The organism is Acidovorax sp. Leaf73, from assembly GCF_916855635.1.
In the GTDB taxonomy this organism is placed as follows: Bacteria; Pseudomonadota; Gammaproteobacteria; order Burkholderiales; family Burkholderiaceae_C; genus Acidovorax; species Acidovorax facilis.
Genome location: NZ_CAKASI010000002.1, coordinates 227,880 through 254,726 on the forward strand (window position 1 = coordinate 227,880; position 26,847 = coordinate 254,726).

Genomic DNA, 26,847 nt, shown 5'->3' on the forward strand with positions numbered 1-26,847 from the left:
GCCTTGGCCCATGCAACCGGAGGGATTCCCTATGGCGGCGAAGTTTGAGCTGAAGAAGTCGAAGAACGATAAATTTGTCTTCAACCTGTTGGCCTCCAATGGCCAGATCATCCTCACCAGCGAGATGTACGAATCACGGGCCAGTGCATTGAACGGCATCGAATCCGTGCGCAAGAACGCTCCCGATGATGGCCGGTTCGGTCGCCTGAGCGCCAAGGATGGATCGCCTTATTTCACGCTCAAGGCGGGCAATGGCCAGGTAATCGGCCAAAGCCAGATGTATTCCGGTGCCAAGGCGCGCGATGCCGGTATCGAGTCGGTGCAGACCCATGCGCCCCTGGCCGCGCTGGACGACCAGACGACGGCCTGACGCTTTGCGTGGGCGCTTTGAGGCATAGGGGCATGTGCCCCCTTGTCCGGCAGGGTGGGGCTGCGCGCCTAAAATGCCCCGATGACTTTCCGCTCCACCACTGCCGCGCCCCAGCGTGCGGCCACCAGCCAGCGCATCGATGTCGCTCGCGAATTGTTGCTGACCCCTTTCGGGCTTGACGAAAGCGATCTTGCACGGGCACTGGCCGAGATCCGCACCCACAAGGTGGACGATGCCGACCTGTACTTCCAGTACACCCGCAGCGAGGGCTGGAGCCTCGAAGAGGGCATCGTCAAGACTGGTTCCTTCAGCATCGACCAGGGTGTGGGTGTGCGCGCGGTGAGCGGCGAGAAGACGGCGTTTGCCTATTCGGACGACATCTCCGAGGCGTCCTTGTTGGACGCAGCCCGAACTGTAAGGTCTATTTCGGCCGCAGCGCAGGCGGGTAAAGTGCGAGTAGCTCCTAAAAAAGTAGCGGCAGGCCGCAGCCTGTACCCCGGCGTGGACCCCATTGCCTCGCTCGACAGCACCGCCAAGGTGGCCTTGCTGGAAAAGCTGGAGCAGCGCGCCCGCGCCAAGGACCCGCGCGTGGCGCAGGTCATGGCCGGGCTGGCGAGCGAATACGACGTGGTGCTGGTGGCCCGTGCCGACGGCACCCTGGCGGCCGATGTGCGCCCGCTGGTGCGCCTGTCGGTCACTGTGATCGCCGAGCAGAATGGCCGCCGCGAAATGGGTTCGGCGGGCGGCGGTGGTCGTTTCGGCCTGGCCTATTTTGACGACGAGCAGATGGGCAAGTACGTGGACGAGGCCGTGAATGCGGCCCTGGTCAACCTCGAATCGCGCCCCGCCCCTGCGGGCGAGATGACGGTGGTGCTGGGGGCGGGCTGGCCCGGCATCCTGCTGCACGAAGCCATTGGCCACGGGCTGGAAGGCGACTTCAACCGCAAGGGCTCGAGCGCATTCAGCGGCCGCATCGGCCAGCGCGTGGCGGCCAAGGGCGTGACGGTGCTGGACGACGGCACCATCGCCGACCGCCGTGGATCGCTCAACGTGGACGACGAGGGCCACGCCAGCCAGCGCAACGTGCTGATCGAGGACGGCATCTTGAAGGGCTACATCCAGGATTCGCTCAATGCGCGCCTGATGGGTGTGGCACCCACCGGCAACGGTCGGCGTGAGAGCTATGCCCACATTCCCATGCCGCGCATGACCAACACGTACATGCTGGGCGGCGACAAGGACCCGCAGGAAATCATCGCCAGCATCAAGAAGGGCCTGTACGCCAGCAACTTCGGCGGCGGACAGGTGGACATTACCTCGGGAAAATTCGTGTTCTCGGCCAGCGAAGCCTACTGGGTGGAAAACGGCAAGATCCAATATCCCGTGAAAGGCGCGACCATCATCGGCAGCGGCCCCGAGTCGCTCAAGAAGGTCACCATGATCGGTAACGACATGCGCCTTGACAGCGGTGTAGGCACCTGCGGCAAGGAAGGCCAGAGCGTACCCGTGGGCGTGGGCCAGCCTACGCTGCGTATCGAGGGGTTGACGGTGGGTGGCACGGCCTGAAGAAGGCGGATGCGAAAAGTTGGTGTGGCATTCCGGCAACCCACTCTCCGCCTGCTGAGCAGCATAGTCTGCTTGTGGGGGCTGGCATGTGCGAGCGGCAGCAGCTTCGCTCAGCACTGTCTGGCGGTAGATGCCAACCCATCGGCTCCAGTTCGCAAGCTTTTTGTCATCGCAGGACAATCCAACGCGGTGGGCTTGGCGTCCGTCAGGGACATTACCAGTGGTCCCAATAATTATGTTGAGAAAGATACCGTTTTTCCGAACGTGAAGATCTATGGCGTCTTTAACGCTGGACCTGAAATCGCCGGAAAGGATGATGCAACACATTCCAGCACAGTAAGCTGGAGTCGTTTTGCATCATGGCAGGTGGCACGGCCTGGTTTCGGCTACAAAAATGTGACCCATTACCCGCAGTATTTCCCACAGGGCTCGGGTGCACAAGACATGTTTGGACCTGAACTGTACTTTGCCCGCTACTTGAATGATCGGCCGCCGAAAGACCACTACATTGTAAAACTGGCTGTTTCAAATACTTCGCTGAATACCACGACCAATGCTGATAGCTGGTCCCCTGGGGGACGATTGTATAAAGAGCTTATGAAAATGATTGCTGAAGCTCACAATACCAAGCGAACGGAAGTGAATTTGAAGGTGGCTGGCATTTTTTTTATGCAGGGCGAAACCGACGCAATGCATAATGAATGGGCAAGAAATTACGAAAAAAATCTCAAGGAATTCGTGCAACGCTTCCGAGAGGATGTTCAAAGTATGAACTGTGCAGAGGCAAAAAATGTCCCAGTCGTCCTTGGAAGAATTCAAAATAATTCTGCGTGGGTGCATGCAAAAATCGTGCGACTTGCTCAGAAAAAGGTGGCTCGCGACGTCCCGCATGTCAGTATTGTGAATACGGATGATCTTTCGGGATGGCTTGACAAGAGTGGTTTGCACTTCAACGAGTATGGTCAGGCCCAGTTGGGCAAGAGGGTTTATCAAGCCTTTTTTCCTCCTTCGTAAAACTTTGAGCAAAACGGAAACTTCGAGAATTTTCGGATGTGAGCGATATTTTCGTTTTTACGATTAAATAAGATTATTTTGTGGATTGCAATGAATATATTGGGAATATCTGCGTACTATCATGACAGCGCGGCGGCGCTATTGCGATCAGGCAGGATCATCGCTGCGGCACAGGAAGAGCGTTTCACGCGGAAAAAGCATGATGAACGATTCCCAAGAAATGCAATCCATTACTGCCTAGCGGAGGCAAATGTTCGTGTCCATGAACTGGACTCGATTGTTTTTTATGACAAGCCCATCCTCAAGTTCGAGCGCTTGCTCGATACCTACTTGAGCTATGCGCCCCGCGGCTTTCATTCTTTTGTCATGGCTGTACCCGTCTGGCTCAAGGAGAAGCTGTATCTGAAGAGGACACTCAGGCAAGAGCTTGCCAGCTTGCTTTCCTGCAAGGAGTCGGAACTTCCACCAATTTTGTTTGCCGAGCATCATGAGTCGCATGCGGCGTCCGCCTTCTATCCGAGTCCCTATGAAACTGCCGCCGTTTTATGTCTGGATGGCGTAGGAGAGTGGGCAACCACATCGGCATGGCTGGGGCAGGGTTCAGAATTGACCCCTTTATGGCAAATCGATTTTCCGCACTCACTGGGGTTGTTGTATTCGGCGTTTACCTATTATCTAGGTTTCAAGGTGAACTCGGGAGAGTACAAGCTTATGGGCCTTGCGCCCTATGGGAAGCCTGTTCATGCCCAATTGATCTGGGATCATCTTATCGACGTCAAGGAGGACGGGAGTTTTCGTCTGAATCTGGATTATTTTGATTATTGCGCTGGATTGCGGATGACCAACCAGAAGTTCTCCGATCTATTCGGGGGGGCGCCCCGAGATCCAGAGAGCATACCGACCCAGCGCGATATGGATCTGGCAGCGTCCATCCAGGTGGTGACGGAAGAAATAATTATAAAATTGGCTCGGCAGCTCAAAAAAGATACCGGCGCCGATTATTTGTGTCTGGCCGGGGGGGTGGCTCTGAATTGTGTAGCGAATGGGCGCCTTTTGCGAGAGGGAATTTTCAAAGACATCTGGATTCAACCCGCCGCTGGAGATGCAGGTGGTGCATTGGGGGCCGCTTACGCTGCCTACCATACCTATCGCAAGCAACCCAGGGTGTATGTGCCGGGCGTTGACCAGATGCAAGGCTCCTTGCTGGGGCCGCGCTATGAACAAGCTGATATCGTTGCGAAGCTTGATCAACTGGGGGCGCACTACACAGTGGTTGAGCCTAGTAGGCTGTCTGATACCGTTGCAGATCTGTTGGCCAATGAAAAGGTTGTAGGCTGGTTTCAAAATCGGATGGAGTTCGGTCCCCGGGCGCTGGGTGCGCGGTCGATCATTGCGGATCCGCGTTCGAGTGCCATGCAGTCCCAGCTGAACTTGAAAATAAAATTCCGCGAGTCGTTCAGGCCTTTTGCCCCGGCCGTCAAAGAAGAGGCCGCTGCTCGGTACTTCCACTTGGATAGGCCCAGCCCCTATATGCTCTTGGTGGCACAGGTCCACGAGGACATTCAGACCCAGCCGGATGAGTCCTTGCACGGTTTGGCGCAGTTGCATCAGGTGCGTTCGTCGATCCCTGCCGTGACACATGTGGATTATTCTGCGCGCGTACAAACCGTGAGTGAACAAAGTAACCCAGAGTTTTATCAGCTATTGAGTGCCTTCGAACGAAAAACCGGCTGTTCGGTACTGGTGAATACATCGTTCAATGTGCGCGGCGAGCCTATTGTCTGTACGCCGGAAGACGCATACCGTTGTTTCATGGGAACGGATATGGATTGCTTGGTATTGGGTAACGTACTGCTGTCGAAGGACGCACAAAAGAACGTCAATATTGCCCATCGCAGAGGTGCCCTGGCACTGGACTGACGAAAATGATGAAAAATAACACTGAAGCCGTAGTTGATGCACGTGAACTGCGTAAATTCGGCTATGTCATGGCAGGGTTTTTTGCCCTGGTTTTTGGCCTTTTTGTGCCTTGGTGGTGGTCTCTAAAATGGGCTTATTGGCCATGGGGCGTCGCTGTGGTCTTTCTTGCGTTGGCCCTTTTGAAGCCCTTGGCTTTGGGTATTGTTTACAAATGCTGGATGCGACTGGGCCGAGTGCTGGAATGGGTCAATGTCCGGATTGTTCTGGGTGTTGTCTTCTTTTTGGTTTTTATGCCATTGGGAATGATCATGCGGCTGCTTGGAAAGGATACGCTGCAAAAAAAGTGGGATAAGCAGTTGGCTACCTACAGAGTCAACAAGGTATCTAGAAAAAATAATCACATGGAGCGGCAATTCTGATGTTGGAGCTGATCAAAGAGCTTATTCTTTTCTTCCAGGAGCATAAACGCTACGCACTGATTCCTGTGCTCTTGGTCTTGCTGCTGCTGGGAGCCCTCATTGTGTTTGGGCATGGTTCGGTGTTTGCACCGTTTATCTATACGCTGTTCTAGATCGATGAAGAAATTCATTTATATTCTTCTTCCTTCATTCGTACTGTGTGCACTCGTGGCTTTGGGGTACTGGGCTGGGCTGTATACGGTGGCTGGTCGGTTCGACAAAGTAATTCGGTGGGTGGAGCAAGGGGAGACTTTGGCTGGAGTGCTGGCGGTGACTCCTTTGAAGGATGAGCAGCGCAATCATTACGCACGTGCTTACACCAGTTCTGCGTTGGATATCGGCTCCATTAGTTGGTCTGTTCCCAATCAGCCGACTCCTTTTGTAGGTACTGCCCCATCACCAGGGCAGCACCAAAATGCACATATCAACTCTTGGCAGATGCGCAATAGCGAGGAGCTCCAGATGCCCAAGCCGGAGGGGATTTATCGCATTTTTCTCACCGGCGGCTCCACTGCATATGGATCCGGTGCTCCGAGTCAGGAGCAGACGATTGGCAGCCTGTTGAATGATCTGCTCAACAAGAACCTGTCAAAACCTGGTCTGCGTTACGAAGTGTTTACTTTTGCCAATCCAGCTTGGGCGTCCACACAAGAGCGTATTGCCATTGAAAACTATCTTTCTGAGCTTCAGCCGGATCTGCTGATTTCACTATCCGGAAATAATGATGTTTTTTGGGCGGACGCGGGTCGAAATATCCTGTGGTTCAGTGCATTTTCAGATGATTATTTCAAAACACTGGCAAATACGGGGTTGAAGATAGCTGGCAGAAAGGAATTGCAGGACTTGCCGCAGGCCCGTCCTCTGCCTCAGCCTGTACCCTCGCAGACTGTCGCTTATCGACTCGAAAAGAATGTTCGATTAGGAGCACATGCTCTTCAGGGTGTAGATTGGGTATTTTTCCTGCAGCCTACTCTTTCTGTGTCTAAAAAGTCTTTGAGTTCACGTGAAAAGGATTTTCTCTCCAATTCTAAAGAATATTATGTGCAGTGCTATCAGGCAATTAAAGCCAGTCTGTCGGGCGTCAGCTTGAAGAACTTTAAGTTTATCGATCTGTCTGGCGTCTTCGACCGCTACGGGGCAGAGGACGACATGTTCCTGGACCAGTTTCATTTTGGGGATAAGGGCAATGCTGTCATTGCTCACGCCATCCTCACCTCATTGACTCCGCAAATAGAAGGCAGTCTGCGCAAGCCTTAGCCTTGAGTTGTGATATTTGCGTATGGAAGCGGCTGCTGTGGCTCCATGCCTTGCTGCTTCCGCGCGCGCTAAGGGCTGAAGAGGGTGTGGCGTAGAGCTACGGAGCGCACAATATGTGCCATGCCCGCCACGCTTCCGAGCCAGCAGACCCTTCAGTCATTTGGCGACATCAGCCGCTTTCTGCGTGAAGGCGTGGCCGATGAGGAGTCTCGCCAACTGCGCGATAGCTTGAGCGCGCTCTCAACGCAGATCGACGAGGCGGTGCGGATCCGCCGCACCAGCACCGATACCACCGCCATCACCCGGCGTGTGTTGACTTTGTCGCATTGCGCCCGCGAGCACCAGCTGTTCCTGACGGGCCTGGGATCGGCCTGGCACGCGTTGTACGAGTTCGGGGCCTATGAGCGTGCGCTGAGGGAGTTGCGCAATGCGACCGCGGACTGGCAGCAGATGCTGGAGCGGCGCAGCCCGAAGGAAAGTGCGAGCTTCGACCAGTTCGAGCTTCTGGCCTGGCGCACGCTGGGCGAGGCGTTGCTGCTCATCGACATGTATGAGCACCAGAGTGATCCACCCAGTGACCTGCAGGATCGCGCGCCTCCGCGCAAGCTGTCAGTGCTGCAACGTGCGAGCGCCTGGTTTCGTCGCTGGCGGCGTTGAATCAGGGGGTTGGAAGTGGGCCTGGTGGGCATCCGGATTACCTGCACTGTCGCGCAATCGCAACAATCCGGGGGTGCTGCACTGCCGCACTCCTGTGCTACATTGGCTGCCATGCAAGTTCGCAGCGCGTTTTATTTTTGGTTTTTTATCTCGGTCCCCGGCGGATGAGAGGAAAACGCGCAAGCAAACACAACCTTCCCATACCAACCGCCGACGCTGCAAAGCCCGGCGGTTTTTGTTTTTCTGCCCTCCCGTTTTTTCATCCCTCCCACTACTTTTACTCCACGAGGAAGCAACCATGACGGCCACCACCACCCCGACCAGCGATGCCTGGTACCGCAGCGTCGAGAAAACCAGCCAGACCGACGACGAACGTATCAAGGACATTACCGTGTTGCCTCCTCCCGAGCATCTGATCCGCTTTTTCCCGATCCGTGGAACGCCGGTCGAGACGCTGATCACCCAGACCCGCAAGAACATCCACAACATCATGGCCGGCAAGGATGACCGCCTGCTGGTGGTGATCGGCCCATGCTCCATCCACGATCCGGCTGCCGCTGTTGAGTACGCGCGCCGCCTCATGGCCGCGCGCACGCAATACGCCGACACCCTGGAAATCGTGATGCGGGTGTACTTTGAGAAGCCACGCACCACGGTGGGCTGGAAGGGCCTCATCAACGACCCGTACCTCGACGAAAGCTACCGCATCGACGAAGGCCTGCGCATTGCGCGCCAGCTGCTGATCGAAATTAACCGCCTTGGCATGCCCGCCGGCAGCGAGTTCCTGGATGTGATTTCGCCCCAGTACATCGGCGACCTCATCAGCTGGGGCGCCATCGGCGCCCGCACCACAGAAAGCCAAGTGCACCGCGAGCTGGCCTCCGGCATCTCGGCGCCCATCGGCTTCAAGAACGGCACGGATGGCAACATCCGCATTGCCACCGACGCGATCCAGTCGGCCAGCCGGGGCCACCACTTCCTGTCGGTGCATAAAAACGGCCAGGTGGCCATCGTCAACACCAAGGGCAACAAGGATTGCCACGTGATCCTGCGCGGCGGCAAGACGCCCAACTACGACGCTGCCAGCGTGGCCGCTGCCTGTAAGGACCTCGAAGCCGCCAAGCTGCCCGCCACCCTGATGGTGGACTGCAGCCATGCCAACAGCAGCAAGCAACATGAAAAGCAGCTCGACGTGGCGCGCGACATCGCCGCTCAGCTCGCCGGTGGCTCGCGCAGTGTGTTCGGCCTCATGATCGAGAGCCACCTCACCGCCGGTGCCCAGAAGTTCTCACCGGGCAAGGACCAGCCCGGCGCGCTGGAGTATGGCAAGAGCATCACGGACGCCTGCCTGGGCTGGGACGATTCGCTGACGGCGCTGGCTGAGCTGTCTGACGCCGTGAAGGCGCGCCGCGCGCGGTGATCTGCGCCGCCGGCCGAAGGCCCTAAACTGGAAACCCGTGGCGGGCCGTGCAAGGGAGCACGGCAGTCGCCGCCACGGTTTCAGTAGATAGAAAGGCAAACCATCATGCACAGCGAAGTGTCGGTCCGTCTGGCCGGAAACCAGGAATTCCGTTTTGATCTGGAGGGCGCCGAGCCCATGGGCCACGAGGCTGGCAGGCGCTGGCTGGATGATCAGTTCACCGCGCTCGATTGCGAGCCCCTGCGCGCCAGCGGCAAGGTGCTGCTGGCGGACAAGGTGCTCACCGTGGCCCGCGCTGCGGGGGCTTCGTTGCTGGCCGACCCGGCATGGTCCCGTGACTTTGCGCGCGCTGCCAGCGCGGCACTCGCCAAGCCCGTGGTGCGCGTGGACGTCCCGGGCATGGCGGTATCGTTCTGATTTTTGAAGAAAATCAGGCCCTGGCGTTTGCCTGGTAAGTGTTGGCAGCTATTTATTTTGTAGCGATTCCAGCAGTTTGGCGTGGATGCCGCCAAATCCCCCGTTGCTCATGCACACGATGTGGTCCCCCGGGCGGGCTGCCGCTGTGACCTGTTTTACCAGGGTGCTGATGTCGGCAGCGGTTTGCGCCCGCAGGCCTGGGCCCACGCCCAGGGGGGCGAGGGCTTGCGCCGCGTCCCAGTCCAGACCGGCCGTGTGACAAAACGCGAGGTCGGCAGGCTCCAGCGCCCACGGCAGTTGGGCCTTCATGGCGCCCAGTTTCATGGTGTTGCTGCGGGGCTCGAACACCGCCAGGATGCGCGCACCCTGGCCCAGGCTGCGGCGCAGGCCGTCCAGCGTGGTTCTCAGGGCGGTGGGGTGGTGGGCAAAGTCGTCATACACCGCAACGCCCTTTACGGTGCCGCGCAGTTCCATGCGCCGCTTTACGTTCTGAAAGGTGGCCAGTGCCGTAGCGGCCTGCTCGGGGCTCACGCCCACATGGTGGGCGGCGGCAATGGCCGCCAGTGCGTTGAGCTGGTTGTGCACGCCGGTCAGCGCCCACTCCACCCGGGCGGCCTTGCTCCCCTGGTGCAGCACGTCGAATGCCTGGGGATCGCCTTCGGCGGAAAAGTCGCTGACGGCTTCACCAAAGCTGGACACTTCGCTCCAGCAGCCCGTGTGCAGTACGCGGGTGAGGCTTTCTTCGAGACCGTTGACCACCACACGGCCCGACGGCGGCACCGTGCGCACGAGGTGGTGAAACTGCCGCTCGATGGCGGCCAGGTTGTCAAAGATGTCTGCGTGGTCGAACTCCAGATTGTTCAGCACGGCGGTGCGGGGGCGGTAGTGTACAAACTTGCTGCGCTTGTCGAAGAAGGCGGTGTCGTATTCGTCGGCCTCGATCACGAACAGCGGCGCATCCCCCAGCGGCGCACTGCCGGGTGATGGTCGCCGGGTCGCCCCCAGGCGGGCGGATACGCCGAAATTCAACGGTACTCCGCCAATCAGAAAGCCCGGCTGCTGCCCGGCGCTTTCCAGAATCCAGGCCAGCATTGAGGTGGTGGTTGTCTTGCCATGGGTGCCAGCAACCGCCAGCACATGGCGGCCTTGTAGTACATGCTCGGCCAGCCACTGCGGGCCGCTGGTGTAGGGCAGGCCTGCGTCCAGGATGGCTTCCATCAACGGAAATTTGGGCGAACCGTCTGCCAGGCGGACGCGGCTGACCACGTTGCCGATGACAAACATGTCGGGCTGCAGGGCCAATTGGTCGGCGCTGAAGCCTTCGATCAGATCGATGCCCAGGGCCCGCAATTGGTCGCTCATCGGCGGGTATACGCCAGCGTCGCAACCCGTCACCTTGTGGCCAGCCTCGCGCGCGAGCGCGGCCAAGCCGCCCATGAACGTGCCGCAGATGCCCAGTATGTGTATATGCATGGGCGCAGATTCTAAGGTTCAATACGAAAAAGGCCCCTAGCGCTTGATGGATAAGCGCGAGAAGCTATGAAAAATATAGTGACCCTGGGCGTATCTAGGGGTAACCCGTAGTCCGGGCCGGTGCTTCGGGCCACAATGCAGTTTCTTTCCTTGCCACCACCATCCCCTACCGCCATGCACACACCTTTGAGCGACGAAATCGCCCACACCACGGCCCGGCTGGTGGTGGAAGAGGGCCTGGAATGGGGCCCGGCCAAGCGCCGTGCGCTGCGCCAGATGGGCTTGCCTGCCCGCACGCCCCTGCCGAGCAACGACCAGGTCGAGGCCGCCGTACGGGAGTACATCCAGCTCTTTTGTGCCGATACGCAGCCGCACGAGCTGCGGGCGCTGCGCCAGCTGGCCCTCGTGTGGATGGAGCGCATGGCGGCCTTCCGTCCCCATCTGGCGGGGGCTGTATGGCATGGTACAGCCACGCGGCTGTCCGACATTTACCTGCAGTTGTTCTGCGATGACTCCAAATCTGCAGAAATAGCGCTCATCGATCACCATGTGGACTACGAGCCACGCACGGTCACCGGTTTTCATGGTGAGTCGGTCGAAGCGCTGAGCCTGGGCAGCAAGTCGCCCGAACTCAATGAGATGATCGGGGTGCACTTGATGATCTATGACCTCGATGACCTGCGCGGCGCATTGCGCCCGGATGCCCAAGGGCGTGTGCCGCGCGGTGACATGACCGCCGTTCGGCGCCTGCTCCAGGAAACCCCTGCCCCATGACAAGCCCTTCCGATCGCCCTGAGTCCATCCCCGCCACCAGCGATGCGCAACCGTCTGCCGCACGTAGGCGCCTGCTGTACGCCGGGGTGGCGGGTGCTGCAGCGTTGGGTGGTGCCGGCCTGGCATGGTGGAAGTTCCAGCCCCACGCCCTGGAGCAGGGGGTGGAAGAAGCGCTCTGGACGATGGAGTTTGAAAAGCCTGAAGGGGGTGTGGTGGCGCTGAAGTCATTGGCTGGCAAGCCGCTGCTGCTGAACTTCTGGGCCACCTGGTGCCCACCCTGTGTGGAAGAGCTACCCATGCTCAATGCTTTCTATCGCCAACAGGCGCCGAACGGATGGCAAGTTCTGGGATTGGCCATTGACCAGCCTTCTGCCGTGCGCAAGTTTCTGCAGCGCATTCCGCTGGAGTTCCCGGTGGGCCTTGCCGGACTGGGCGGTACCGACCTGGGGCGATCACTGGGCAACCTTACCGGTGGCCTGCCGTTTACCGTGGTGCTCGGGGGCAACGGGCGTGTCCTGCACCGTAAAATGGGGCAAATCACCCCGCAAGACCTCCAGCTGTGGGCGCCTCTGCGCTGATCAACCAAGCCTTCTGTTCGGCATTTTTGTGGGCTCGGGCTGGGTATCGGCATGATGTAGTTCATCAAAAATACCTGTGGAAGACGGAAATAGGCTGAAATTGGAGTAAATTCGCGCCCTATTCAGTCATGACTTGCGCAAAGCAGGGCTCAGGCAAGCGGCTCGCCCAACGCGAGGCGGCTGTTGCGTCCCGATTGGCGCGAGTCCTATCAGTTTTATAGCCGTTGGAGCTCCCATGGATCTGCGAAAACTCAAAACCCTCATCGATCTCGTGTCCGAGTCGAACGTATCTGAACTCGAAATCACGGAAGCCGAGGGCAAAGTCCGCATTGTCAAGAGCGTGGGTGGTGTCGTTCAGCAGTACGTCCCCGCCCCGATGCAGGCACCTGCGCCCCCTGCATCTGCCGCCGCCCAAGTCGCCGAGCTGCCTGCGCCCTCGGCACCTGCAGTCCCTGCTGGCCACATCGTCAAGTCACCCATGGTGGGCACGTTCTACCGCTCGTCCAGTCCTGGCGCCAAGGCTTTTGTCGAAGTCGGCAGCCAGGTCAAGGAAGGCGAAACCATCTGCATCATCGAAGCGATGAAGATCCTCAACGAAATCGAGGCCGACAAGTCGGGCACCGTCACCCGCATCCTGGGTGAGAACGGTCAGGCCGTGGAATACGGACAACCTTTGTTCGTCATCGAATAAGGCGCGCATGTTCAAGAAAATCCTGGTCGCAAACAGAGGGGAGATCGCCCTTCGTATCCAACGCGCCTGCCATGAACTGGGTGTCAAGGCCGTGATGGTCTACTCCGAGGCCGACCGCGACGCCAAATACGTCAAGCTCGCCGAAGAAGCGGTGTGCATCGGCCCAGCGCCCTCGCCGTTGTCCTACCTGAACATGCCAGCCATCATCTCGGCCGCCGAGGTGACCGACGCCGAGGCCATTCACCCCGGCTATGGCTTCCTGTCTGAGAACGCAGATTTCGCCGAGCGCGTGGAAAAGAGTGGCTTCCAGTTCATCGGCCCCACCCCCGAGTCGATCCGCATCATGGGCGACAAGGTGTCCGCCAAGCAGGCCATGATCCGCGCAGGCGTGCCTTGCGTGCCGGGCTCTGAGGGCGAGTTGCCCGACGATCCGGTGCAGATCCGCCGCATCGCCAAGGCCGTGGGTTACCCGGTGATCATCAAGGCCGCAGGCGGCGGTGGTGGCCGTGGCATGCGCGTGGTGCACACCGAAGCTGCCTTGGTCAATGCGGTGCAGATGACCAAGGCCGAAGCGGGCGCTGCGTTTGGCAATCCTGCGGTGTACATGGAGAAGTTCCTCCAGAACCCGCGCCACATCGAAATCCAGATCCTGGCCGACAAGCACCGCAATGCGGTGTATTTGGGCGAGCGCGACTGCTCCATGCAACGCCGCCACCAGAAGGTCATCGAAGAGGCTCCAGCCCCCGGCATCCCCCGCAAACTGATCGAGAAGATCGGCGAGCGCTGCGTGGCCGCGTGCAAGAAGATCGGCTACCGTGGTGCGGGCACGTTCGAGTTCCTGTACGAAAACGGCGAGTTCTACTTCATCGAGATGAACACCCGTGTGCAAGTGGAACACCCCGTCACCGAGTGGATCACCGGCGTGGACATCGTGAAGACGCAGATCATGGTCGCGGCGGGCGAGAAGCTGCCGTTCACCCAGCGCCAGATCGAGATTCGGGGCCATGCCATCGAGTGCCGGATCAATGCGGAAGACCCTTACAAGTTCATTCCGTCGCCCGGGCGTATCACAACGTGGCATCCACCAGGCGGCCCCGGCGTGCGTGTGGATTCGCATGCGTACACCAACTACTTTGTGCCGCCTAACTACGACTCGATGATCGGCAAGATCATCGTGCACGGCGACACGCGCGAGCAGGCCCTGGCCCGCATGCGCACGGCGCTGTCCGAGACGGTGATCGAAGGCATCAACACCAACGTGCCGCTGCACCGCGAGCTGATGGTGGACGCCAAGTTCATGGCCGGTGGCACCAACATCCATTACCTGGAAGAGTGGCTGTCGCAGCACAAGCGCTGAAATCGTATTGCGCAGTCATTCACATGCTGGCTCCTGGCAACGGGTGCCAGCATTTCACTTTTTCTGAGAGGCTTCTATGTTTGAGCTGAGTCTGATGTGTCCCGAGGATCGGATCGAGGCGGTCAGCGATGCGCTGGATGCGCTGGATGCGCTGAGCGTTTCGGTGGAGGACGCTGATGCCCAGACCGACGCCGAGCAGGCCTTGTTTGGCGAGCCTGGCATGCCGCCGCCCAAGGATGGCTGGCAGCGCAGCAGGGTGGTGGCGCTCTTTCCTTCGGAGGTGGCAGCCCGGGAGGCCCAGCAACTGCTGGTGGTGCAGGATTTTTTTGCGGGCTGCCAGGTGCTGGGGGTTGCCCACGTGCCCGAGCAGGACTGGGTGCGGCTCACGCAATCGCAATTTGCGCCTGTGGACATCACGCCGGATTTTTGGATAGTTCCTACCTGGCACGAACTTCCCGCCGAGGCAAAGCGCAGCATCCGGCTGGATCCGGGCCTGGCGTTTGGCACCGGCACCCACCCCACGACGCGCATGTGTCTGCGCTGGATTGCCCGTAACGGTGCCACCGAGTCGTCCATGGGCAATCCGCTGGGCCGGGTTCTGGACTATGGCTGTGGCTCTGGCATCCTCGCCATTGGTGCGGCCAAGTTTGGTGCCACGGACATCGATGCGGTCGATATTGATCCTGCGGCGGTCGAGTCCACCGCGCTGAATGCACAGGCCAATGACGTGCGGCTCCACGCGGGTCTGCCCGACAAGGCACGGGGTGAATACCAGACGGTGCTGGCAAACATTCTTGCCACCCCCTTGCGCGTGCTGGCGCCCCTCTTGTGCAGCCACGTCGCGCCTGGCGGGAATCTGGTGCTGGCAGGCATTTTGGAACGCCAGGCTGAGGAGTTGAAAGAGGCATATGCTCCCTGGCTTCAGCTCGATGTGGCGGATACAGAAGATGGCTGGATCTTGATGACCGCCCGTCGCTAAGACGGGGCCGAAGCCCGCTTCGCCGGGGTCGCACGCGCCTCTACAATCCATCGCTGATGAGCCAGATCACTCGCTGCCCGTCCTGCTCTACCTCGTTCAAGGTGGTGGCGGACCAATTGCGCATCTCGCAAGGGTGGGTGCGTTGTGGTCAATGCAAAGAGGTGTTTGACGCTTCGGCGCACCTGCTTCCAGCGGCTCCACCAGCGTTGTTGCCCGATGTCTCGTTGACCGACATACGTCCGCCATCCATGCCGGTGGCGCGCAAGGCAGAGACGGGGCGGTCATGGGGTGAGCCGCCTTCTTCGCCACCGGTTGCCCCATCTGCGGGGGCGCTGTCGGCAACCTCCGAAAAACCAGTGTTTTCGCTGTTTCCCGCAGGTACTTCCGACGTAATGGCGGGGTTGCCGGATGCACAGGCCCAGGTGGTGGCTCCGGTTCTAGAGGTTCCTCAGCCTGCGGTGCCCGCGTTTCTCTCTGCGGCGGCCGGGGCGGTGGCACCCGGTGCCGATGCGGGAATCGGCCCCCTCACTCCTTTTGCCTGGCGCCCGGACTCCGTGCGCAATGCGCCAACAACGGGCGGGGATGTTGCAGGGATGCGGAGCGATGCCGTCGCCTTACCTCCTTTGGCCTTTCCCGAGGTGGCTGTTGATGGGCCATCCTCTTTGCCCAAGGGGGAGCACCCCACTGCCTCGTTGTCAGCCGTCTTGCCCGGTGCAGGCGATGGAACATCACTCCCTTCAGGGTATGAGTTACCTGCTGCTGCTCTTCGAGACGGCGCAGAGGTGGCTGCCGATCCAGCTGCAGCCGTGGCGTTGACCCCGATGGGATACCCTGCACTGGAGTTGCCTACCAAGACGGCGTTGCCGGTGGAAGGTGCGGAGCCGGAAGAGCGGGCTGAAGAGGCCGTGCCGCCGGTGGGTTTTGCGCAGCCCGCGACGCCTGAACCCGAGCCGGAGGCACTTGCGCTGGTGGAAGACCATTCGCCCGCAGCCGTGTTGCAGGCATCGACTCGCAAGCGATCCTCGGTCCGAAAGGCGTCGGATGCCGTTGACGAGGACGATGACCCTGAGGCCGGACAGGAAGTCAGCTTTGTAGTCGCTGCGCGGCGCAAGGCGTTCTGGCGCAGGCCGATGGTGCGCACGGTGCTTGGAATGCTGCTTTTGATGTCTGTGGCGGGGCTTGCGCTGCAGGTCGCTGTTCAGGAGCGTGACCGCCTTGCCGCGATGGATGCGCGTGCCAGGCCATGGTTGATGGCGTTGTGCGCTCCCTTGCACTGCGAGATCGCGCCGCCGCGCCAGATTGCGGATGTGGTCATCGACAGCTCTTCATTCAACAAGGCCCGAGGTGATAGCTATCAACTCGCGCTGACCATGAAGAGCAAGGCCTCGATACCTCTGGCCATGCCCGCCGTCGAGTTGACGTTGACCGATGCGCAGGACCAGCCAGTGCTGCGGCGTGTGCTTTTGCCCACTGACATGGGGGCTCCCATGGAGTTGTCTGCAGGGGGCGAGTGGAGTGCGTCCGTGTCAGTGATTGTGACCACCGGCGGAGCGCGTGTTGCTGGCTATCGGTTGCTGGCGTTTTATCCCTGATTTTTTACCAACCTACTTCTTTGATATGGCTGCCCTCATTTGTGGTTCTCTGGCGTTCGACACCATCATGACCTTCGAGGGCCGTTTTGCCGAGCAGATACTGCCCGACCAGCTGCACATCCTGAACGTCTCTTTCCTGGTGCCTTCGTTGCGGCGCGACTTTGGTGGTTGTGCGGGCAACATTGCGTATAGCCTCAAGTTGCTGGGCGGTGAGCCATTGCCAATGGCCATGCTGGGCAGCGATGGCGCAGACTATCTGCAGCGCCTGGAATTGCTGGGTATCAGTGCGCGCCATGTGGGGCAGGTCCAGGACACCTACACCGCACAAGCCATGATCATGACGGACCGTGACAACAACCAGATCACCGCCTTCCACCCCGGGGCGATGATGCAGGCACATGTGAACCGCATCGAGGCAGATGTGGGGGTGAGCGTGGGGATCATCGCGCCGGATGGTCGTGACGCCATGCTTGAACACGCGGCACAGTTTGTGGCGGCCGGTATTCCTTTTGTGTTTGACCCGGGCCAGGGCTTGCCCATGTTCAATGGCGAAGAGCTGGCGCGGTTCGTGGACCAGGCTTCCTGGGTGACGGTCAATGACTACGAGGGGAAAATGCTTTGCGACCGCACGGGCTGGACGCTTGCAGAGATTTCGAACAAGGTAAAGGGGCTTGTGGTGACGCTGGGTGCGGAGGGTTGCGAGGTCTGGGTGAATGGTCAGAAAACCCATGTACCCGCCGTGGTGCCTGCCCAAGTGGTGGATCCTACGGGGTGTGGTGATGCTTGGCGGGGCGCGTTGTTGTTCGGCCTGGAAAAGGGCTGGCCGCTGGTGCGTTGCGCCGAGCTGGGCAACCGGGTGGGAGCCCTTAAGATTGCGCAGCGGGGCCCGCAAAACTACACACTGGATTTCATCCCCGCGTAATTGGGCCAGCTTTCCATGAAGTCACGGGGCGCCCCATTGCTGCCGGCTTCTTGTGTTGCACGGCGTGTGGTGTGCAACACGAACAGGCATAAAAAAACCCGGTGCGCAGGCACCGGGTTGAGCGTGTGATACGCCAGGATTAAGGCTTGTTGCCCGTAGGGAAGGGCCAGGCTGCCTGAGGATTCAGGGTGGTCTGTGCTGCTGGAGCTGCTGCCGCAGGGGCAGGCGCCTTGGGGGCCTTCTTGGCCGGTGCAGCTTTTTTTGCAGGCGCCTTGGCGGGAGCGGCCTTCTTGGCAGCCGTTGCCTTCTTGGCGGGAGCCGCCTTCTTGGCTGGGGCGGCAGGCTTCTTCGCTGCTACTGCCTTCTTGGCGGGAGCGGCTTTCTTTGCCGGTGCTGCTGCCTTCTTGGCAGGTGCGGCCTTCTTCGCTGCTACTGCCTTCTTGGCGGGAGCGGCTTTCTTTGCCGGTGCTGCTGCCTTCTTGGTGGGTGCGGCCTTCTTCGCTGCTACTGCCTTTTTGGCGGGAGCGGCTTTCTTTGCCGGTGCTGCTGCCTTCTTGGCAGGTGCAGCCTTCTTCGCTGCTACTGCCTTCTTGGCGGGAGCGGCTTTCTTTGCCGGTGCTGCTGCCTTCTTGGCAGGTGCAGCCTTCTTCGCTGCTACTGGTTTTGCAGGTGCAGCTTTTTTCGCTGGGGTCGCCTTCTTAGCGGCTGGTTTTTTCGCAGTTGCCATCATGTTCTCCTTGGGTCAATTTGCAAAGAGCACTTCCTGTCTGCAGTGGACACGAAGCGATCCATGGCGATGGAGAAATCCCCATCGCCATGAACACGGGAACGCCCTGCACCGCAACGCACTGCAGCGCTGCTTGTGGTGGTGGGCGTGGTGTAAAAATCCATGGTGGTGTGTTGCGAAAAGGCGCTAGTCCCAGGACAGCGCACCACCGGACTGGTATTCAATAACCCGGGTCTCGAAGAAGTTGCGTTCCTTCTTGAGGTCAATCATCTCGCTCATCCACGGGAACGGGTTTTCTTCATTGGGAAACAGCGTCTCCAGCCCGATTTGTGTGGCACGGCGGTTGGCGATGTAACGCAGGTATCCCTTGAACATCGATGCATTCATGCCCAGCACGCCGCGCGGCATGGTGTCTTCAGCGTAGCGATACTCGAGTTCAACCGCCTTGAGGAACAGCGCCTTGATCTCGGCCTTGAATTCAGCGGTCCACAGATGGGGATTTTCCAGCTTGAGCTGGTTGATCAGGTCAATGCCAAAGTTGCAGTGCATCGACTCGTCGCGCAAGATGTACTGGTACTGCTCGGCGGCGCCAGTCATCTTGTTCTGGCGGCCCAGTGCAAGGATCTGTGTGAAGCCGACGTAGAAGAACAGGCCTTCCATCAGGCAGGCAAACACGATCAGCGACTTGAGGAGCGTCTGGTCGGTATCGGGCGTGCCAGTGTGGAAGTTCGGATCCATGATCGCCTCGATGAAGGGGATCAGGAACTGGTCTTTGTCGCGGATGGACTGGACTTCGTTGTACGCGTTGAAAATCTCGCTCTCATCCAGCCCCAGCGATTCCACGATGTACTGATAGGCGTGCGTGTGGATAGCTTCTTCAAAGGCCTGGCGCAGCAGGAACTGGCGGCACTCGGGTGCCGTGATGTGGCGATAGGTGCCCAGCACGATGTTGTTGGCAGCCAGCGAGTCTGCCGTGACAAAGAAGCCCAGGTTGCGCTTGATGATGCGGCGTTCGTCATCGGTCAGGCCATTGGGGTCCTTCCACAACGCGATGTCGCGCGTCATGTTCACTTCCTGAGGCATCCAATGGTTGGCGCAGGTGGCCAGGTATTTTTCCCAGGCCCACTTGTATTTGAACGGGACCAGCTGATTGACATCCGTCTGCCCGTTGATGATGCGTTTGTCGGCGGCGTTCACGCGGCGTTGCGTGGCTGCGGCAGGTGTTGCGTGCGGTGCTGCAGAGGCCGTCATCGGTGCGTGCACTTCCTGCAGTGAGGGGGTTTGGAAAGGCAAAGGCGGCTGTCCCGCCGGGTGGCTTTGGTTCAGTCCACCGTCCAGTTGATTTTGCGATGAGGGCTTGACTTCTTCGTCCCAGGTCAACATAGATTTTCCAGTGTTCGGATTATGAAAGCAGTGCTGCGAAAAGAAAAGCACTGAAGCGTTGTGCAGCAAGGATTTGTTGCTTCACAGCACATGCGCGACACCTCGGAAGAGCCCAAGGTGTCGCGTGCGAAGTTCTTATTGGCAGGCTTCGCAGCCGGGATCATCGATAGCGCAGAACTTGACGTCCGTAGCAGGCACTGCTGATGCTTGATGGGTGGCTTCAGCGGCTGCCGCATCGAGTGCGCTGGGTTTCGCTGCAACGGGCACCGACGCTGCCGATGCACCACTGTCATTGCCCGACGAAACGGCATTGAGCTGGCGTGTATTCACGGTGCTCATCTCGACGTGTGTGGCGCTTTGTGTGCGCAGGTAATACGTGGTCTTGAGGCCACGGATCCAGGCCAGCTTGTAGGTGTCGTCGAGCTTCTTGCCCGATGCACCTGCCATATAGATATTCAGGCTCTGCGCCTGATCAATCCATTTCTGGCGACGCGATGCGGCTTCCACCAGCCACTGCGGCTCGACTTCAAACGCTGTGGAGTACAGCGCCTTGATGTCCTGTGGCACCCGGTCGATGGGGTGCAGCGAACCCTTGAAGTGCTTGAGGTCCATGATCATCACGTCATCCCACAGGCCCAGGCGCTTGAGGTCGCGCACCAGCCCACCGTTGATAACCGTGAATTCACCTGACAGGTTGGACTTGACCGACAGGTTGCCGAACGAAGGCTCGATCGAGGCATCAACGCCGATGATGTTGGAGATGGTGGCCGTGGGGGCAATGGCGACGCAGTTGGAGTTGCGCATGCCGTCCTGTGCAATTTTCTTGCGCAGGGCATCCCAGTCCAGGGTGGACGAGCGATCCACTTCCACATATCCGCCACGGGCCTGCGAGAGCATGTCCAGCGTGTCGAAAGGCAGGATGCCGCGATCCCACAGCGAGCCCTTGTAGCTGGAGTACTGGCCGCGTTCCCGGGCCAATTCGGTGGAGGCCCAGTAGGCGTAGTAGCAGATGGCCTCCATCGACTTGTCGGCGAATTCCACGGCCTCCTGCGAGGCGTAGGGAATGCGCAGTTCGTACAGGCTGTCTTGGAACGCCATGACGCCCAGGCCCACGGGGCGGTGGCGCAGATTGGAGTCGCGGGCCTTCTTGACGGCGTAATAGTTGATGTCGATCACGTTGTCGAGCATGCGCATGGCAACCGTGATGGTCTTCTTGAGCTTCTCGTGGTCGATCTGGCCGTCCTTGATGTGCTGCAGCAGGTTGACCGAACCGAGATTGCAGACGGCGGTTTCGGTGTCGCTGGTGTTGAGTGTGATCTCAGTGCACAGGTTGGACGAGTGCACCACACCAGCGTGCTGCTGGGGCGAACGCACGTTGCAGGCATCCTTGAAGGTGATCCAAGGATGGCCGGTCTCGAACAGCATGGTCAGCATCTTGCGCCACATGTCGGTGGCCTGCACCGTCTTGGCGGGTTTGATCTCGCCGCGCGCAGCCTTCTCTTCGTAGGCCACATAGGCCTTCTCGAAGTCGGCGCCGAACAGATCGTGCAGGTCGGGCACGTTGGAAGGGGAGAACAACGTCCAGGTGCCCTTTTCCATCACGCGGCGCATGAACAGGTCAGGGATCCAGTTGGCCGTGTTCATGTCGTGCGTGCGGCGGCGGTCGTCGCCGGTGTTCTTGCGCAGTTCCAGGAACTCTTCGATATCCAGGTGCCAGGTTTCCAGGTAGGTGCAGACGGCGCCCTTGCGCTTGCCGCCCTGGTTCACCGCCACAGCGGTGTCGTTGACCACCTTGAGGAAGGGCACCACGCCTTGCGATTCCCCGTTCGTGCCCTTGATGTGGGAGCCCAGGGCACGCACGCGGGTCCAGTCATTGCCCAGGCCGCCAGCAAACTTGGACAGCAGGGCGTTTTCCTTGATCGATTCGTAGATGCCATCCAGGTCGTCGGGCACCGTGGTCAGGTAGCAGCTGGACAGCTGCGAGCGCAGGGTGCCGCTGTTGAACAGCGTGGGGGTGGACGACATGAAGTCGAAAGACGACAGCACTTCGTAGAACTCGATGGCGCGGGCCTCGCGGTCGGTTTCATTGAGTGCCAGGCCCATGGCTACGCGCATGAAGAACGCCTGGGGCAGTTCGATGCGGGTTTTCTTGACGTGCAGGAAGTAGCGGTCATACAGGGTCTGCAGGCCGAGGTAGTCGAACTGCAGGTCGCGCTCGGCCTTGAGCGCGGCGCCCAGGCGGTTCAGGTCATATTGCTTGAGCAGGCGCTCGTCCAACAGCTCGTTGTCCACCCCCTTCTGGATGAAGGCGGGGAAATAGTCCCTGTAGGCCTGGCCCATGTCGCTCTGGGCGACCTCGCGTCCCAGCACCTCGCGCACGATGGTATGCAGCAGCAGGCGGGCCGTGGCATAGGTGTAGTCGGGGTCTTTTTCGATCAGGGTGCGGGCAGCGAGGATGGACGCCTTGTAGACCTCGTCCATGGGAACGCCGTCATACAGGTTGCGCATGGTCTCGGCGACGATGGGCGCGGCCTGGATGTCGGCGCCGAGGTTGGCGCAGGCCGATTCGATGAGCCCGTGCAGGCGCAGGATGTCCAGCTGCACGCGTTGGCCGTTGTCGATCACGTTCAACATGGGGGTTGCGGGCGCGAGCTGTTCCTGGTGGTGGGCACGCTCTTGCGTGCGGCGCTCGCGGTACAGAACATAGGCCCGGGCGACTTCGTGGTGTTCGCCGCGCATCAGGCCCAGTTCAACCTGATCCTGCACGTCTTCAATATGGAAGGTGCCGCCACCGGGACGCGAGCGCATGAGGGCGCGGACCACATTCTGGGTGAGCGTGTCCACCACCTCGCGCACGCTGGCGGAGGCGGCGCCCTGCGTGCCGTGCACTGCCAGAAATGCCTTCATCATCGCCACCGCAATTTTTTGCGGCTCAAAGGGCACGACTGCTCCGTTGCGGCGAATGATCTGATAGTGCGCCAGCGAGTTACCCGCCGCTGCTGGTGCGGACTGGGTGTTTGGGGCCTCGGGGGAGGCGGCATGGGGCGTGGAAGGCGTGTTCAAAGCAGCTTGCATGGGGGGTCCTCTTCTGTGGGCTGTCTGGGGTGTGGTGCGCGGCCTGGATGCCGTCGCAGCGTGTGAGTGGTGCGGCGGACTACTGTCTGGCGCACACTATATATGGTGTGTCACATGCATTCAAGACACTACCGGTAGTGTACCGTCGTATTGCCCTCAGAAAAACGAAACAGCATGTCAGCGGCGCCGCAGGGCCTTCTGTTGACCCCGCCGGAACCCGTTGCCCCTGCGGAAAAGCAGGACGAAAACCTCGCAAAGACAAGCGTTTCGAGCGGATTTTCTGCGCGAGGCCGCGTGGTGTCTGGGGACGCGACGATGTGCAAGTGCACATAGAAAAAAGTCGCTGAATGTGGCGCAACCACAGCGCCCTCAGCGGGCGGCTTGAATGTCAGGCCAGGTGGCTGCCGGAAAACGTTGCACGGGCCAGCCCAGTGCTTTTTGTACCTGCGCCCAATCGAAGCCGGAGCCTGGGTCCTGCTTGCGCCCGGGCGCGATGTGCTCATGCCCTGCGATGTGTTCAATGGGGTAGCGCTGTTCAATGTCCTGGCAGAGCGTTGTCAGGGTCTGGTACTGCGCCGGTTCGAACGTAAGCCCTTCAAGGCCTTCCAGTTCAATGCCAATCGAGTCATCGTTGCACTGGCTGCGGCCACGGTAGGCCGACTGGCCAGCATGCCAGGCCCGAAGATCACAGTCCACAAACTGCCAAAGGGCGCCGGTGCGGTCAATGAAGAAATGCGACGAAACGGCCAAACCACGGATGCTCTGGTAGTAGGGGTGTGCGTCCCAGTCCAGCGAATTGGTGAATAGCTGTTGCACCGCATTCCCGCCATATGTGCCTGGCGGCAAACTGATGGAATGCACCACGATCAGGTCGATGGAGGAACTTGCCGGGGCAGGGCGCACACCATGGTTGGGGGATTCCAGCCTAGTTGCTGCACGGTGCCATCCACCGTCCCAAGGCGTTGATCTGCCTGGTGCCGCGTCAGCCGATCTCGTCATGCGGGTCCTGGTCATTGGGGACGGCGATGTTCAGCCGGGCGATGCGGTAGCGTATCTGACGCAGGCTGATGCCCAGCCGGGCTGCGGTGGCGGTTCTGTTGAAACCCGCTTCGCGCAAGGCTCGTATCAGAATGTCCCGCTCCTGCTGGTCCAGCCAGGCCTGAAGGTCATTGGGCAGAGGGACCGAGCAGCCCGTGCTGGCGGCGGGCTGTGGTGATTGGTAGGCAGGCTGCGCCTCGGTGTGGTTGGGGAGGGTGGGGGCTGGTAGCGTCCGCGCCACCAATGGGGCGGGGGTGCCAGAGGGCCAGTCCACATGCAGCTCGTCTCCGTCGCTGAGTGCCACGGCCCGGTGCAACAGGTTTTCCAGTTCGCGGACGTTGCCGGTCAGGGGGTGTGCGGCAATGGCTTGGAGCGCATGCTCTGTCAGAGAAGGCACTGGCATGCCAGATTCCTGGGCGATGCGCGCCAGAAGTGCGGCACACAGCACAGGCAGATCTTCACGCCGCTCGCGCAACGGGGGGATCACGATTTCGATCACGTTGAGCCGGTAATAGAGATCCTGGCGGAAGCGGCCCGATTGCACGTCGGCGGCCAGGTCGCGGTGTGTGGCGCTCACGATGCGCACATCCACCGTCTCCTCCTGGGTGGAGCCAAGAGGCCGTACGCTGCGCTCCTGGATGGCGCGCAGCAATTTGGACTGCATGGCCAAGGGAAGGTCACCGATTTCGTCCAGAAACAGCGTGCCGCCACGGGCTGCCTGAAAGTAGCCGTCCCGATCCTGGGTGGCACCGGTGTAAGAGCCTTTCCGGGCACCAAAAAATTCTGCCTCCAGCAGGTTTTCTGGGATGGCGCCGCAGTTCACGGCAACCAGGGGACCATCGGCACGCTGGCTGCTGGCATGCAGCGCTTGCGCAACCAGTTCCTTGCCCGTGCCGGATTCCCCATGAATCAGCACGGGCGCCATGCCTCGTGCCACCTTGGCCACGCGCTGCTTGACGTTGCGAATGGCCTCTGAGGTGCCCACCAGCCGGTCCAGTGCGGTGCCCGCTGCCAAGGGGTCTGCGCTGAACGCGCCCTGCCGACTCTGTACGCCGCCGGTGCGTGCGGCCCGGGGCGCGGGGACACCCCCGGTGCCTTGTACGGCCGATGCGACGACCGAGCGGAACTGCTTCAGATCCACGGGTTTGGTCAGATAGTCGAAGGCACCAGAGCGCAGGGCTTCCACGGCGTTCTCTGCGGAGCCATACGCTGTCATGACCACGCAGCGCTCGCGGCGCTGCTGGTCGCGCAGATCCTGCAGCAGTTCCATGCCGAAACCATCGGGCAGGCGCATGTCGGTGATGACGGCGTCAAAGCGGTGGGCCTTGAGCTGTTCGCGCGCCTCCTGGACGCTGGATGCGGTCTCCACCCGATAGCCTTCGCGCAGCAAGGTCAGTTCGTACAAGGTGCGCAGGTCGGGTTCGTCGTCCACGACGAGGATGGAAGCGGTAGGTGCGTTCATGGCAGGGCGTTTCAGACCACGATGGTGTCAAACAGCGTGGCAGCATCGGCAGGGCGTGTGGTGCGGCGAAAGCCGACGGTAAAGGCGTTGCCGCCTACCTCGCCCCGCAAGGTGGTACGGGTCAGCCGCTGGTAGCTGATGGACGCTCCATGGCGCTGACATAACTCGCGGCAAATATAGAGGCCCAGGCCGCTGGAGCGGCTTTCGGAGGAAAAAAACGGTTCGAACAGGTGACGCTCCACGGACTTGTCCATGGGGGCACCGTCGCTCCAGACTTGCAGGCTGGTCTGGCCGGAGGGCAAGGTGCGGGTGGTCACCGTGAGGGAGTCAGGCTCCTGTCCCACATAGCGCAGGGCATTGTCCAGCAGGTTCACGAGCACGCGGCGCAGGTGTTCGGTGTCGAATTCCACCTGCGGATTGCCCGCTTCCAGCATCACTACTGCCCGGCGCTGCACGGGGTCCTGGGCCTGCCAGTCATTCCATATTTGCGACACCGTTTCGTCCAGGGGCAAGGTGGACGCGGGCGCATGGCTGATCTGGTGCTGCACGCGGGCGATATCCAGTACCTCCTCGGCAATGCGCGCGAGGCGGTCGGCGTTCTGCTGCACCATGTGGGCCAGGCGCTTGTGTGCCGGGTCGTGCAGGTCTTCTTCGAGCAAGGCATTGGCCTGCACGATGGCGGCCAGCGGGTTGCGGATCTCATGGGCCACGGCGGCGGACATGCGGCCCATGGCCGCCAGCTTTTCCGTGCGCAGGCGGGCTTCCATCTCGCGCAGGTCGTGCAGGAACATCACGCACAGGCGCTCGGTCTGCGTCTGCCGCGCTGCCTCGCGCGTCGAAGTCAACCACGTGCGTACATGCAGCCCGGTGGGGCTTTGTCCCGGGTGCAGGAGGTCTACGTCGGCGGTCTGGGGCTGTTCCTGGCGGAAGGTGCGCCGAGCCAGGATCACGAGCGGATTCCAGGGGGCCTCGGATGCCAGGATGAATGGCAGCTCGGGCAGCGAGGTGCCCCCGAGCAACTGCAGCCCTGCGGGGTTTGCAATGCGCACAACATCGCTTTCGTCCACGACCAACACCCCGTCGGTCAGGTTCTGGATGACCAGTGCGCTGACCTGCGTCTGCACGCGGGCAGCAACCTGGCTTTGCTGCGCCAGTTCCTGCTCGCGCGCCAGGCGTGTTGCCAGTTGGTGCACGAGATAGCTCACGATGAAATAGCCTGTGCCAGTCAGCGCGCTTTGCAGGTAGCGCGGTGCGTCGTCGCCCGCAGTGCCCGAGCCGAGCCACCAGGCCCAGCCCAGCAGCAGCAGCGTGACGCCTGCTGTGGTGCCCAGGGCCAAGGTCAGCGTTCCCAGCACGGCTGCCATCAGGATGGGCAAGCCAAACAGGGGGGTGTAGTTCATGGTGCCCGCGTTCAGCAGTTGCAGGGCGACAATCGCTGCAAGGTCAACACCAATGGAGGGGAGCCATTGGGGGCCGGTCTTGGGTGATGGCGGTCTGTGCCTGCCGAGCACGCGCAGCATGACGGCGGCCACAAGATAGGCCACACACACTGCCAGCACGGCGGGTTCGGTGGTTTGGTTGATGGCCTGCCCGGCCCCTTGGAGTACCAGCAGGGCCAGTGCGACCATGACACGGCCCGTCAGAAACCCGCGCCACAGGCGCACAAATGGCGCATCCATGGTGGACGCAAAGGTGCTTGCGGACAGCGGAGGCATGG

At 60.4% G+C, this 26,847-nt stretch carries 25 protein-coding genes and 1 pseudogene; 18 read left to right on the forward strand and 8 right to left on the reverse strand.

The annotated features are described in order from the left end of the window. Positions 1-31: 31 nt before the first annotated feature. The 10 genes from LPA35_RS07405 (at position 32) to LPA35_RS07450 (ending at position 9,079) form a co-directional block, all read left to right on the forward strand. Positions 32-370: a YegP family protein gene (locus LPA35_RS07405; protein ID WP_228896237.1), complete on the forward strand. Its 339-nt coding sequence runs from the start codon at positions 32-34 to the stop codon at positions 368-370. 81 nt (positions 371-451) lie between these two features. Continuing rightward, positions 452-1,936, forward strand: coding sequence for a metalloprotease TldD (gene tldD / locus LPA35_RS07410; protein WP_228896239.1), 1,485 nt, complete (start codon positions 452-454; stop codon positions 1,934-1,936). 9 nt (positions 1,937-1,945) lie between these two features. Then, complete coding sequence (locus LPA35_RS07415; protein ID WP_228896241.1) at positions 1,946-2,950, forward strand: sialate O-acetylesterase; 1,005 nt, start codon at positions 1,946-1,948, stop codon at positions 2,948-2,950. A gap of 90 nt (positions 2,951-3,040) precedes the next feature. After that, positions 3,041-4,870, forward strand: a complete 1,830-nt coding sequence (locus LPA35_RS07420) for a carbamoyltransferase (RefSeq protein ID WP_228896243.1) — start codon at positions 3,041-3,043, stop codon at positions 4,868-4,870. Between the two features lie 5 nt (positions 4,871-4,875). Next, positions 4,876-5,289, forward strand: a complete 414-nt coding sequence (locus tag LPA35_RS07425; protein ID WP_228896246.1) for an SxtJ family membrane protein — start codon at positions 4,876-4,878, stop codon at positions 5,287-5,289. After that, the gene (locus tag LPA35_RS07430) at positions 5,289-5,441 is read left to right on the forward strand and encodes a DUF5989 family protein (RefSeq protein ID WP_176886993.1); all 153 of its coding nucleotides are present in this window, start codon (positions 5,289-5,291) and stop codon (positions 5,439-5,441) included. Before LPA35_RS07425 ends, LPA35_RS07430 begins: the two co-directional genes overlap by 1 nt. A gap of 4 nt (positions 5,442-5,445) precedes the next feature. Next, entirely contained in the window at positions 5,446-6,585 is a 1,140-nt protein-coding gene (locus tag LPA35_RS07435; RefSeq protein ID WP_228896247.1) for an SGNH/GDSL hydrolase family protein, read from the forward strand. Between the two features lie 120 nt (positions 6,586-6,705). After that, positions 6,706-7,242: a hypothetical protein gene (locus tag LPA35_RS07440; RefSeq protein WP_228896249.1), complete on the forward strand. Its 537-nt coding sequence runs from the start codon at positions 6,706-6,708 to the stop codon at positions 7,240-7,242. A 298-nt stretch (positions 7,243-7,540) separates the two neighbouring features. Next, positions 7,541-8,662: a 3-deoxy-7-phosphoheptulonate synthase gene (locus LPA35_RS07445; RefSeq protein ID WP_121508589.1), complete on the forward strand. Its 1,122-nt coding sequence runs from the start codon at positions 7,541-7,543 to the stop codon at positions 8,660-8,662. Between the two features lie 105 nt (positions 8,663-8,767). Next, positions 8,768-9,079: a hypothetical protein gene (locus LPA35_RS07450; RefSeq protein WP_055395047.1), complete on the forward strand. Its 312-nt coding sequence runs from the start codon at positions 8,768-8,770 to the stop codon at positions 9,077-9,079. Positions 9,080-9,127: 48 nt separating this feature from the next. On the opposite strand, the gene mpl is transcribed toward LPA35_RS07450, so the two are convergent. Then, complete coding sequence (gene mpl, locus LPA35_RS07455) at positions 9,128-10,552, reverse strand: UDP-N-acetylmuramate:L-alanyl-gamma-D-glutamyl-meso-diaminopimelate ligase (protein WP_228896251.1); 1,425 nt, start codon at positions 10,550-10,552, stop codon at positions 9,128-9,130. A 174-nt stretch (positions 10,553-10,726) separates the two neighbouring features. Here mpl and LPA35_RS07460 point away from each other — a divergent pair, with 174 nt between their 5' ends. The 8 genes and pseudogenes from LPA35_RS07460 (at position 10,727) to LPA35_RS07495 (ending at position 17,445) form a co-directional block, all read left to right on the forward strand. Continuing rightward, the gene (locus LPA35_RS07460) at positions 10,727-11,326 is read left to right on the forward strand and encodes a hypothetical protein (protein ID WP_121421126.1); all 600 of its coding nucleotides are present in this window, start codon (positions 10,727-10,729) and stop codon (positions 11,324-11,326) included. Then, positions 11,323-11,904, forward strand: coding sequence for a TlpA disulfide reductase family protein (locus LPA35_RS07465; protein WP_228896253.1), 582 nt, complete (start codon positions 11,323-11,325; stop codon positions 11,902-11,904). Before LPA35_RS07460 ends, LPA35_RS07465 begins: the two co-directional genes overlap by 4 nt. Before the next feature lie 235 nt (positions 11,905-12,139). After that, positions 12,140-12,595: an acetyl-CoA carboxylase biotin carboxyl carrier protein gene (gene accB, locus LPA35_RS07470; RefSeq protein ID WP_121421124.1), complete on the forward strand. Its 456-nt coding sequence runs from the start codon at positions 12,140-12,142 to the stop codon at positions 12,593-12,595. A 7-nt stretch (positions 12,596-12,602) separates the two neighbouring features. After that, positions 12,603-13,952 (forward strand): acetyl-CoA carboxylase biotin carboxylase subunit, encoded by a 1,350-nt coding sequence (accC, locus tag LPA35_RS07475; protein ID WP_055395037.1) that lies wholly within the window; start codon positions 12,603-12,605, stop codon positions 13,950-13,952. A 76-nt stretch (positions 13,953-14,028) separates the two neighbouring features. Next, positions 14,029-14,931: a 50S ribosomal protein L11 methyltransferase gene (prmA, locus tag LPA35_RS07480; RefSeq protein WP_121421123.1), complete on the forward strand. Its 903-nt coding sequence runs from the start codon at positions 14,029-14,031 to the stop codon at positions 14,929-14,931. Positions 14,932-14,987: 56 nt separating this feature from the next. Then, positions 14,988-15,053: pseudogene (locus LPA35_RS26155) on the forward strand (MJ0042-type zinc finger domain-containing protein); the annotation flags it as partial. A 699-nt stretch (positions 15,054-15,752) separates the two neighbouring features. Further along, the gene (locus tag LPA35_RS07490; protein ID WP_228896810.1) at positions 15,753-16,523 is read left to right on the forward strand and encodes a DUF3426 domain-containing protein; all 771 of its coding nucleotides are present in this window, start codon (positions 15,753-15,755) and stop codon (positions 16,521-16,523) included. A gap of 25 nt (positions 16,524-16,548) precedes the next feature. Beyond that, positions 16,549-17,445, forward strand: a complete 897-nt coding sequence (locus tag LPA35_RS07495) for a carbohydrate kinase family protein (protein WP_121421121.1) — start codon at positions 16,549-16,551, stop codon at positions 17,443-17,445. Positions 17,446-17,584: 139 nt separating this feature from the next. On the opposite strand, the gene LPA35_RS07500 is transcribed toward LPA35_RS07495, so the two are convergent. The 7 genes from LPA35_RS07500 to LPA35_RS07530 all read right to left on the reverse strand — a co-directional run bounded on the left by LPA35_RS07500 (position 17,585) and on the right by LPA35_RS07530 (position 26,845). Next, on the reverse strand, positions 17,585-18,172 hold the full coding sequence (locus LPA35_RS07500) for a histone (RefSeq protein WP_228896254.1): 588 nt from the start codon (positions 18,170-18,172) through the stop codon (positions 17,585-17,587). Further along, positions 18,172-18,336: a hypothetical protein gene (locus LPA35_RS07505; RefSeq protein ID WP_158603296.1), complete on the reverse strand. Its 165-nt coding sequence runs from the start codon at positions 18,334-18,336 to the stop codon at positions 18,172-18,174. The genes LPA35_RS07500 and LPA35_RS07505 overlap by 1 nt, the downstream gene beginning before the upstream one ends. Positions 18,337-18,358: 22 nt before the next feature. Beyond that, on the reverse strand, positions 18,359-19,555 hold the full coding sequence (locus LPA35_RS07510) for a ribonucleotide-diphosphate reductase subunit beta (RefSeq protein WP_218301718.1): 1,197 nt from the start codon (positions 19,553-19,555) through the stop codon (positions 18,359-18,361). Positions 19,556-19,690: 135 nt separating this feature from the next. After that, positions 19,691-22,630: a ribonucleoside-diphosphate reductase subunit alpha gene (locus LPA35_RS07515; RefSeq protein ID WP_228896256.1), complete on the reverse strand. Its 2,940-nt coding sequence runs from the start codon at positions 22,628-22,630 to the stop codon at positions 19,691-19,693. A 369-nt stretch (positions 22,631-22,999) separates the two neighbouring features. After that, entirely contained in the window at positions 23,000-23,629 is a 630-nt protein-coding gene (ampD, locus tag LPA35_RS07520) for a 1,6-anhydro-N-acetylmuramyl-L-alanine amidase AmpD (RefSeq protein ID WP_228896258.1), read from the reverse strand. Continuing rightward, complete coding sequence (locus tag LPA35_RS07525; RefSeq protein WP_228896260.1) at positions 23,613-25,130, reverse strand: sigma-54 dependent transcriptional regulator; 1,518 nt, start codon at positions 25,128-25,130, stop codon at positions 23,613-23,615. Before LPA35_RS07525 ends, ampD begins: the two co-directional genes overlap by 17 nt. A gap of 11 nt (positions 25,131-25,141) precedes the next feature. Further along, positions 25,142-26,845, reverse strand: a complete 1,704-nt coding sequence (locus LPA35_RS07530; RefSeq protein ID WP_370641377.1) for a nitrogen regulation protein NR(II) — start codon at positions 26,843-26,845, stop codon at positions 25,142-25,144. Positions 26,846-26,847: the final 2 nt, after the last annotated feature.

Bases quoted from the DNA above. Each gene is read 5' to 3' on its own strand.
- LPA35_RS07495 (WP_121421121.1), top strand. From the start codon at position 16,549: ATGGCTGCCCTCATTTGTGGTTCTCTGGCGTTCGACACCATCATGACC.
- LPA35_RS07435 (WP_228896247.1), top strand. From the start codon at position 5,446: ATGAAGAAATTCATTTATATTCTTCTTCCTTCATTCGTACTGTGTGCA.
- ampD (WP_228896258.1), bottom strand. From the start codon at position 23,629: ATGACGAGATCGGCTGACGCGGCACCAGGCAGATCAACGCCTTGGGAC.
- LPA35_RS07505 (WP_158603296.1), bottom strand. From the start codon at position 18,336: ATGGATTTTTACACCACGCCCACCACCACAAGCAGCGCTGCAGTGCGT.
- mpl (WP_228896251.1), bottom strand. From the start codon at position 10,552: ATGCATATACACATACTGGGCATCTGCGGCACGTTCATGGGCGGCTTG.
- LPA35_RS07465 (WP_228896253.1), top strand. From the start codon at position 11,323: ATGACAAGCCCTTCCGATCGCCCTGAGTCCATCCCCGCCACCAGCGAT.
- LPA35_RS07425 (WP_228896246.1), top strand. From the start codon at position 4,876: ATGATGAAAAATAACACTGAAGCCGTAGTTGATGCACGTGAACTGCGT.
- LPA35_RS07405 (WP_228896237.1), top strand. From the start codon at position 32: ATGGCGGCGAAGTTTGAGCTGAAGAAGTCGAAGAACGATAAATTTGTC.
- tldD (WP_228896239.1), top strand. From the start codon at position 452: ATGACTTTCCGCTCCACCACTGCCGCGCCCCAGCGTGCGGCCACCAGC.
- accB (WP_121421124.1), top strand. From the start codon at position 12,140: ATGGATCTGCGAAAACTCAAAACCCTCATCGATCTCGTGTCCGAGTCG.
- LPA35_RS07530 (WP_370641377.1), bottom strand. From the start codon at position 26,845: ATGCCTCCGCTGTCCGCAAGCACCTTTGCGTCCACCATGGATGCGCCA.
- LPA35_RS07515 (WP_228896256.1), bottom strand. From the start codon at position 22,630: ATGCAAGCTGCTTTGAACACGCCTTCCACGCCCCATGCCGCCTCCCCC.
- LPA35_RS07420 (WP_228896243.1), top strand. From the start codon at position 3,041: ATGAATATATTGGGAATATCTGCGTACTATCATGACAGCGCGGCGGCG.
- LPA35_RS07510 (WP_218301718.1), bottom strand. From the start codon at position 19,555: ATGTTGACCTGGGACGAAGAAGTCAAGCCCTCATCGCAAAATCAACTG.
- LPA35_RS07460 (WP_121421126.1), top strand. From the start codon at position 10,727: ATGCACACACCTTTGAGCGACGAAATCGCCCACACCACGGCCCGGCTG.
- LPA35_RS07430 (WP_176886993.1), top strand. From the start codon at position 5,289: ATGTTGGAGCTGATCAAAGAGCTTATTCTTTTCTTCCAGGAGCATAAA.
- LPA35_RS07440 (WP_228896249.1), top strand. From the start codon at position 6,706: ATGCCCGCCACGCTTCCGAGCCAGCAGACCCTTCAGTCATTTGGCGAC.
- LPA35_RS07415 (WP_228896241.1), top strand. From the start codon at position 1,946: ATGCGAAAAGTTGGTGTGGCATTCCGGCAACCCACTCTCCGCCTGCTG.
- LPA35_RS07445 (WP_121508589.1), top strand. From the start codon at position 7,541: ATGACGGCCACCACCACCCCGACCAGCGATGCCTGGTACCGCAGCGTC.
- LPA35_RS07525 (WP_228896260.1), bottom strand. From the start codon at position 25,130: ATGAACGCACCTACCGCTTCCATCCTCGTCGTGGACGACGAACCCGAC.
- accC (WP_055395037.1), top strand. From the start codon at position 12,603: ATGTTCAAGAAAATCCTGGTCGCAAACAGAGGGGAGATCGCCCTTCGT.
- LPA35_RS07490 (WP_228896810.1), top strand. From the start codon at position 15,753: ATGGGATACCCTGCACTGGAGTTGCCTACCAAGACGGCGTTGCCGGTG.
- LPA35_RS07450 (WP_055395047.1), top strand. From the start codon at position 8,768: ATGCACAGCGAAGTGTCGGTCCGTCTGGCCGGAAACCAGGAATTCCGT.
- LPA35_RS07500 (WP_228896254.1), bottom strand. From the start codon at position 18,172: ATGGCAACTGCGAAAAAACCAGCCGCTAAGAAGGCGACCCCAGCGAAA.
- prmA (WP_121421123.1), top strand. From the start codon at position 14,029: ATGTTTGAGCTGAGTCTGATGTGTCCCGAGGATCGGATCGAGGCGGTC.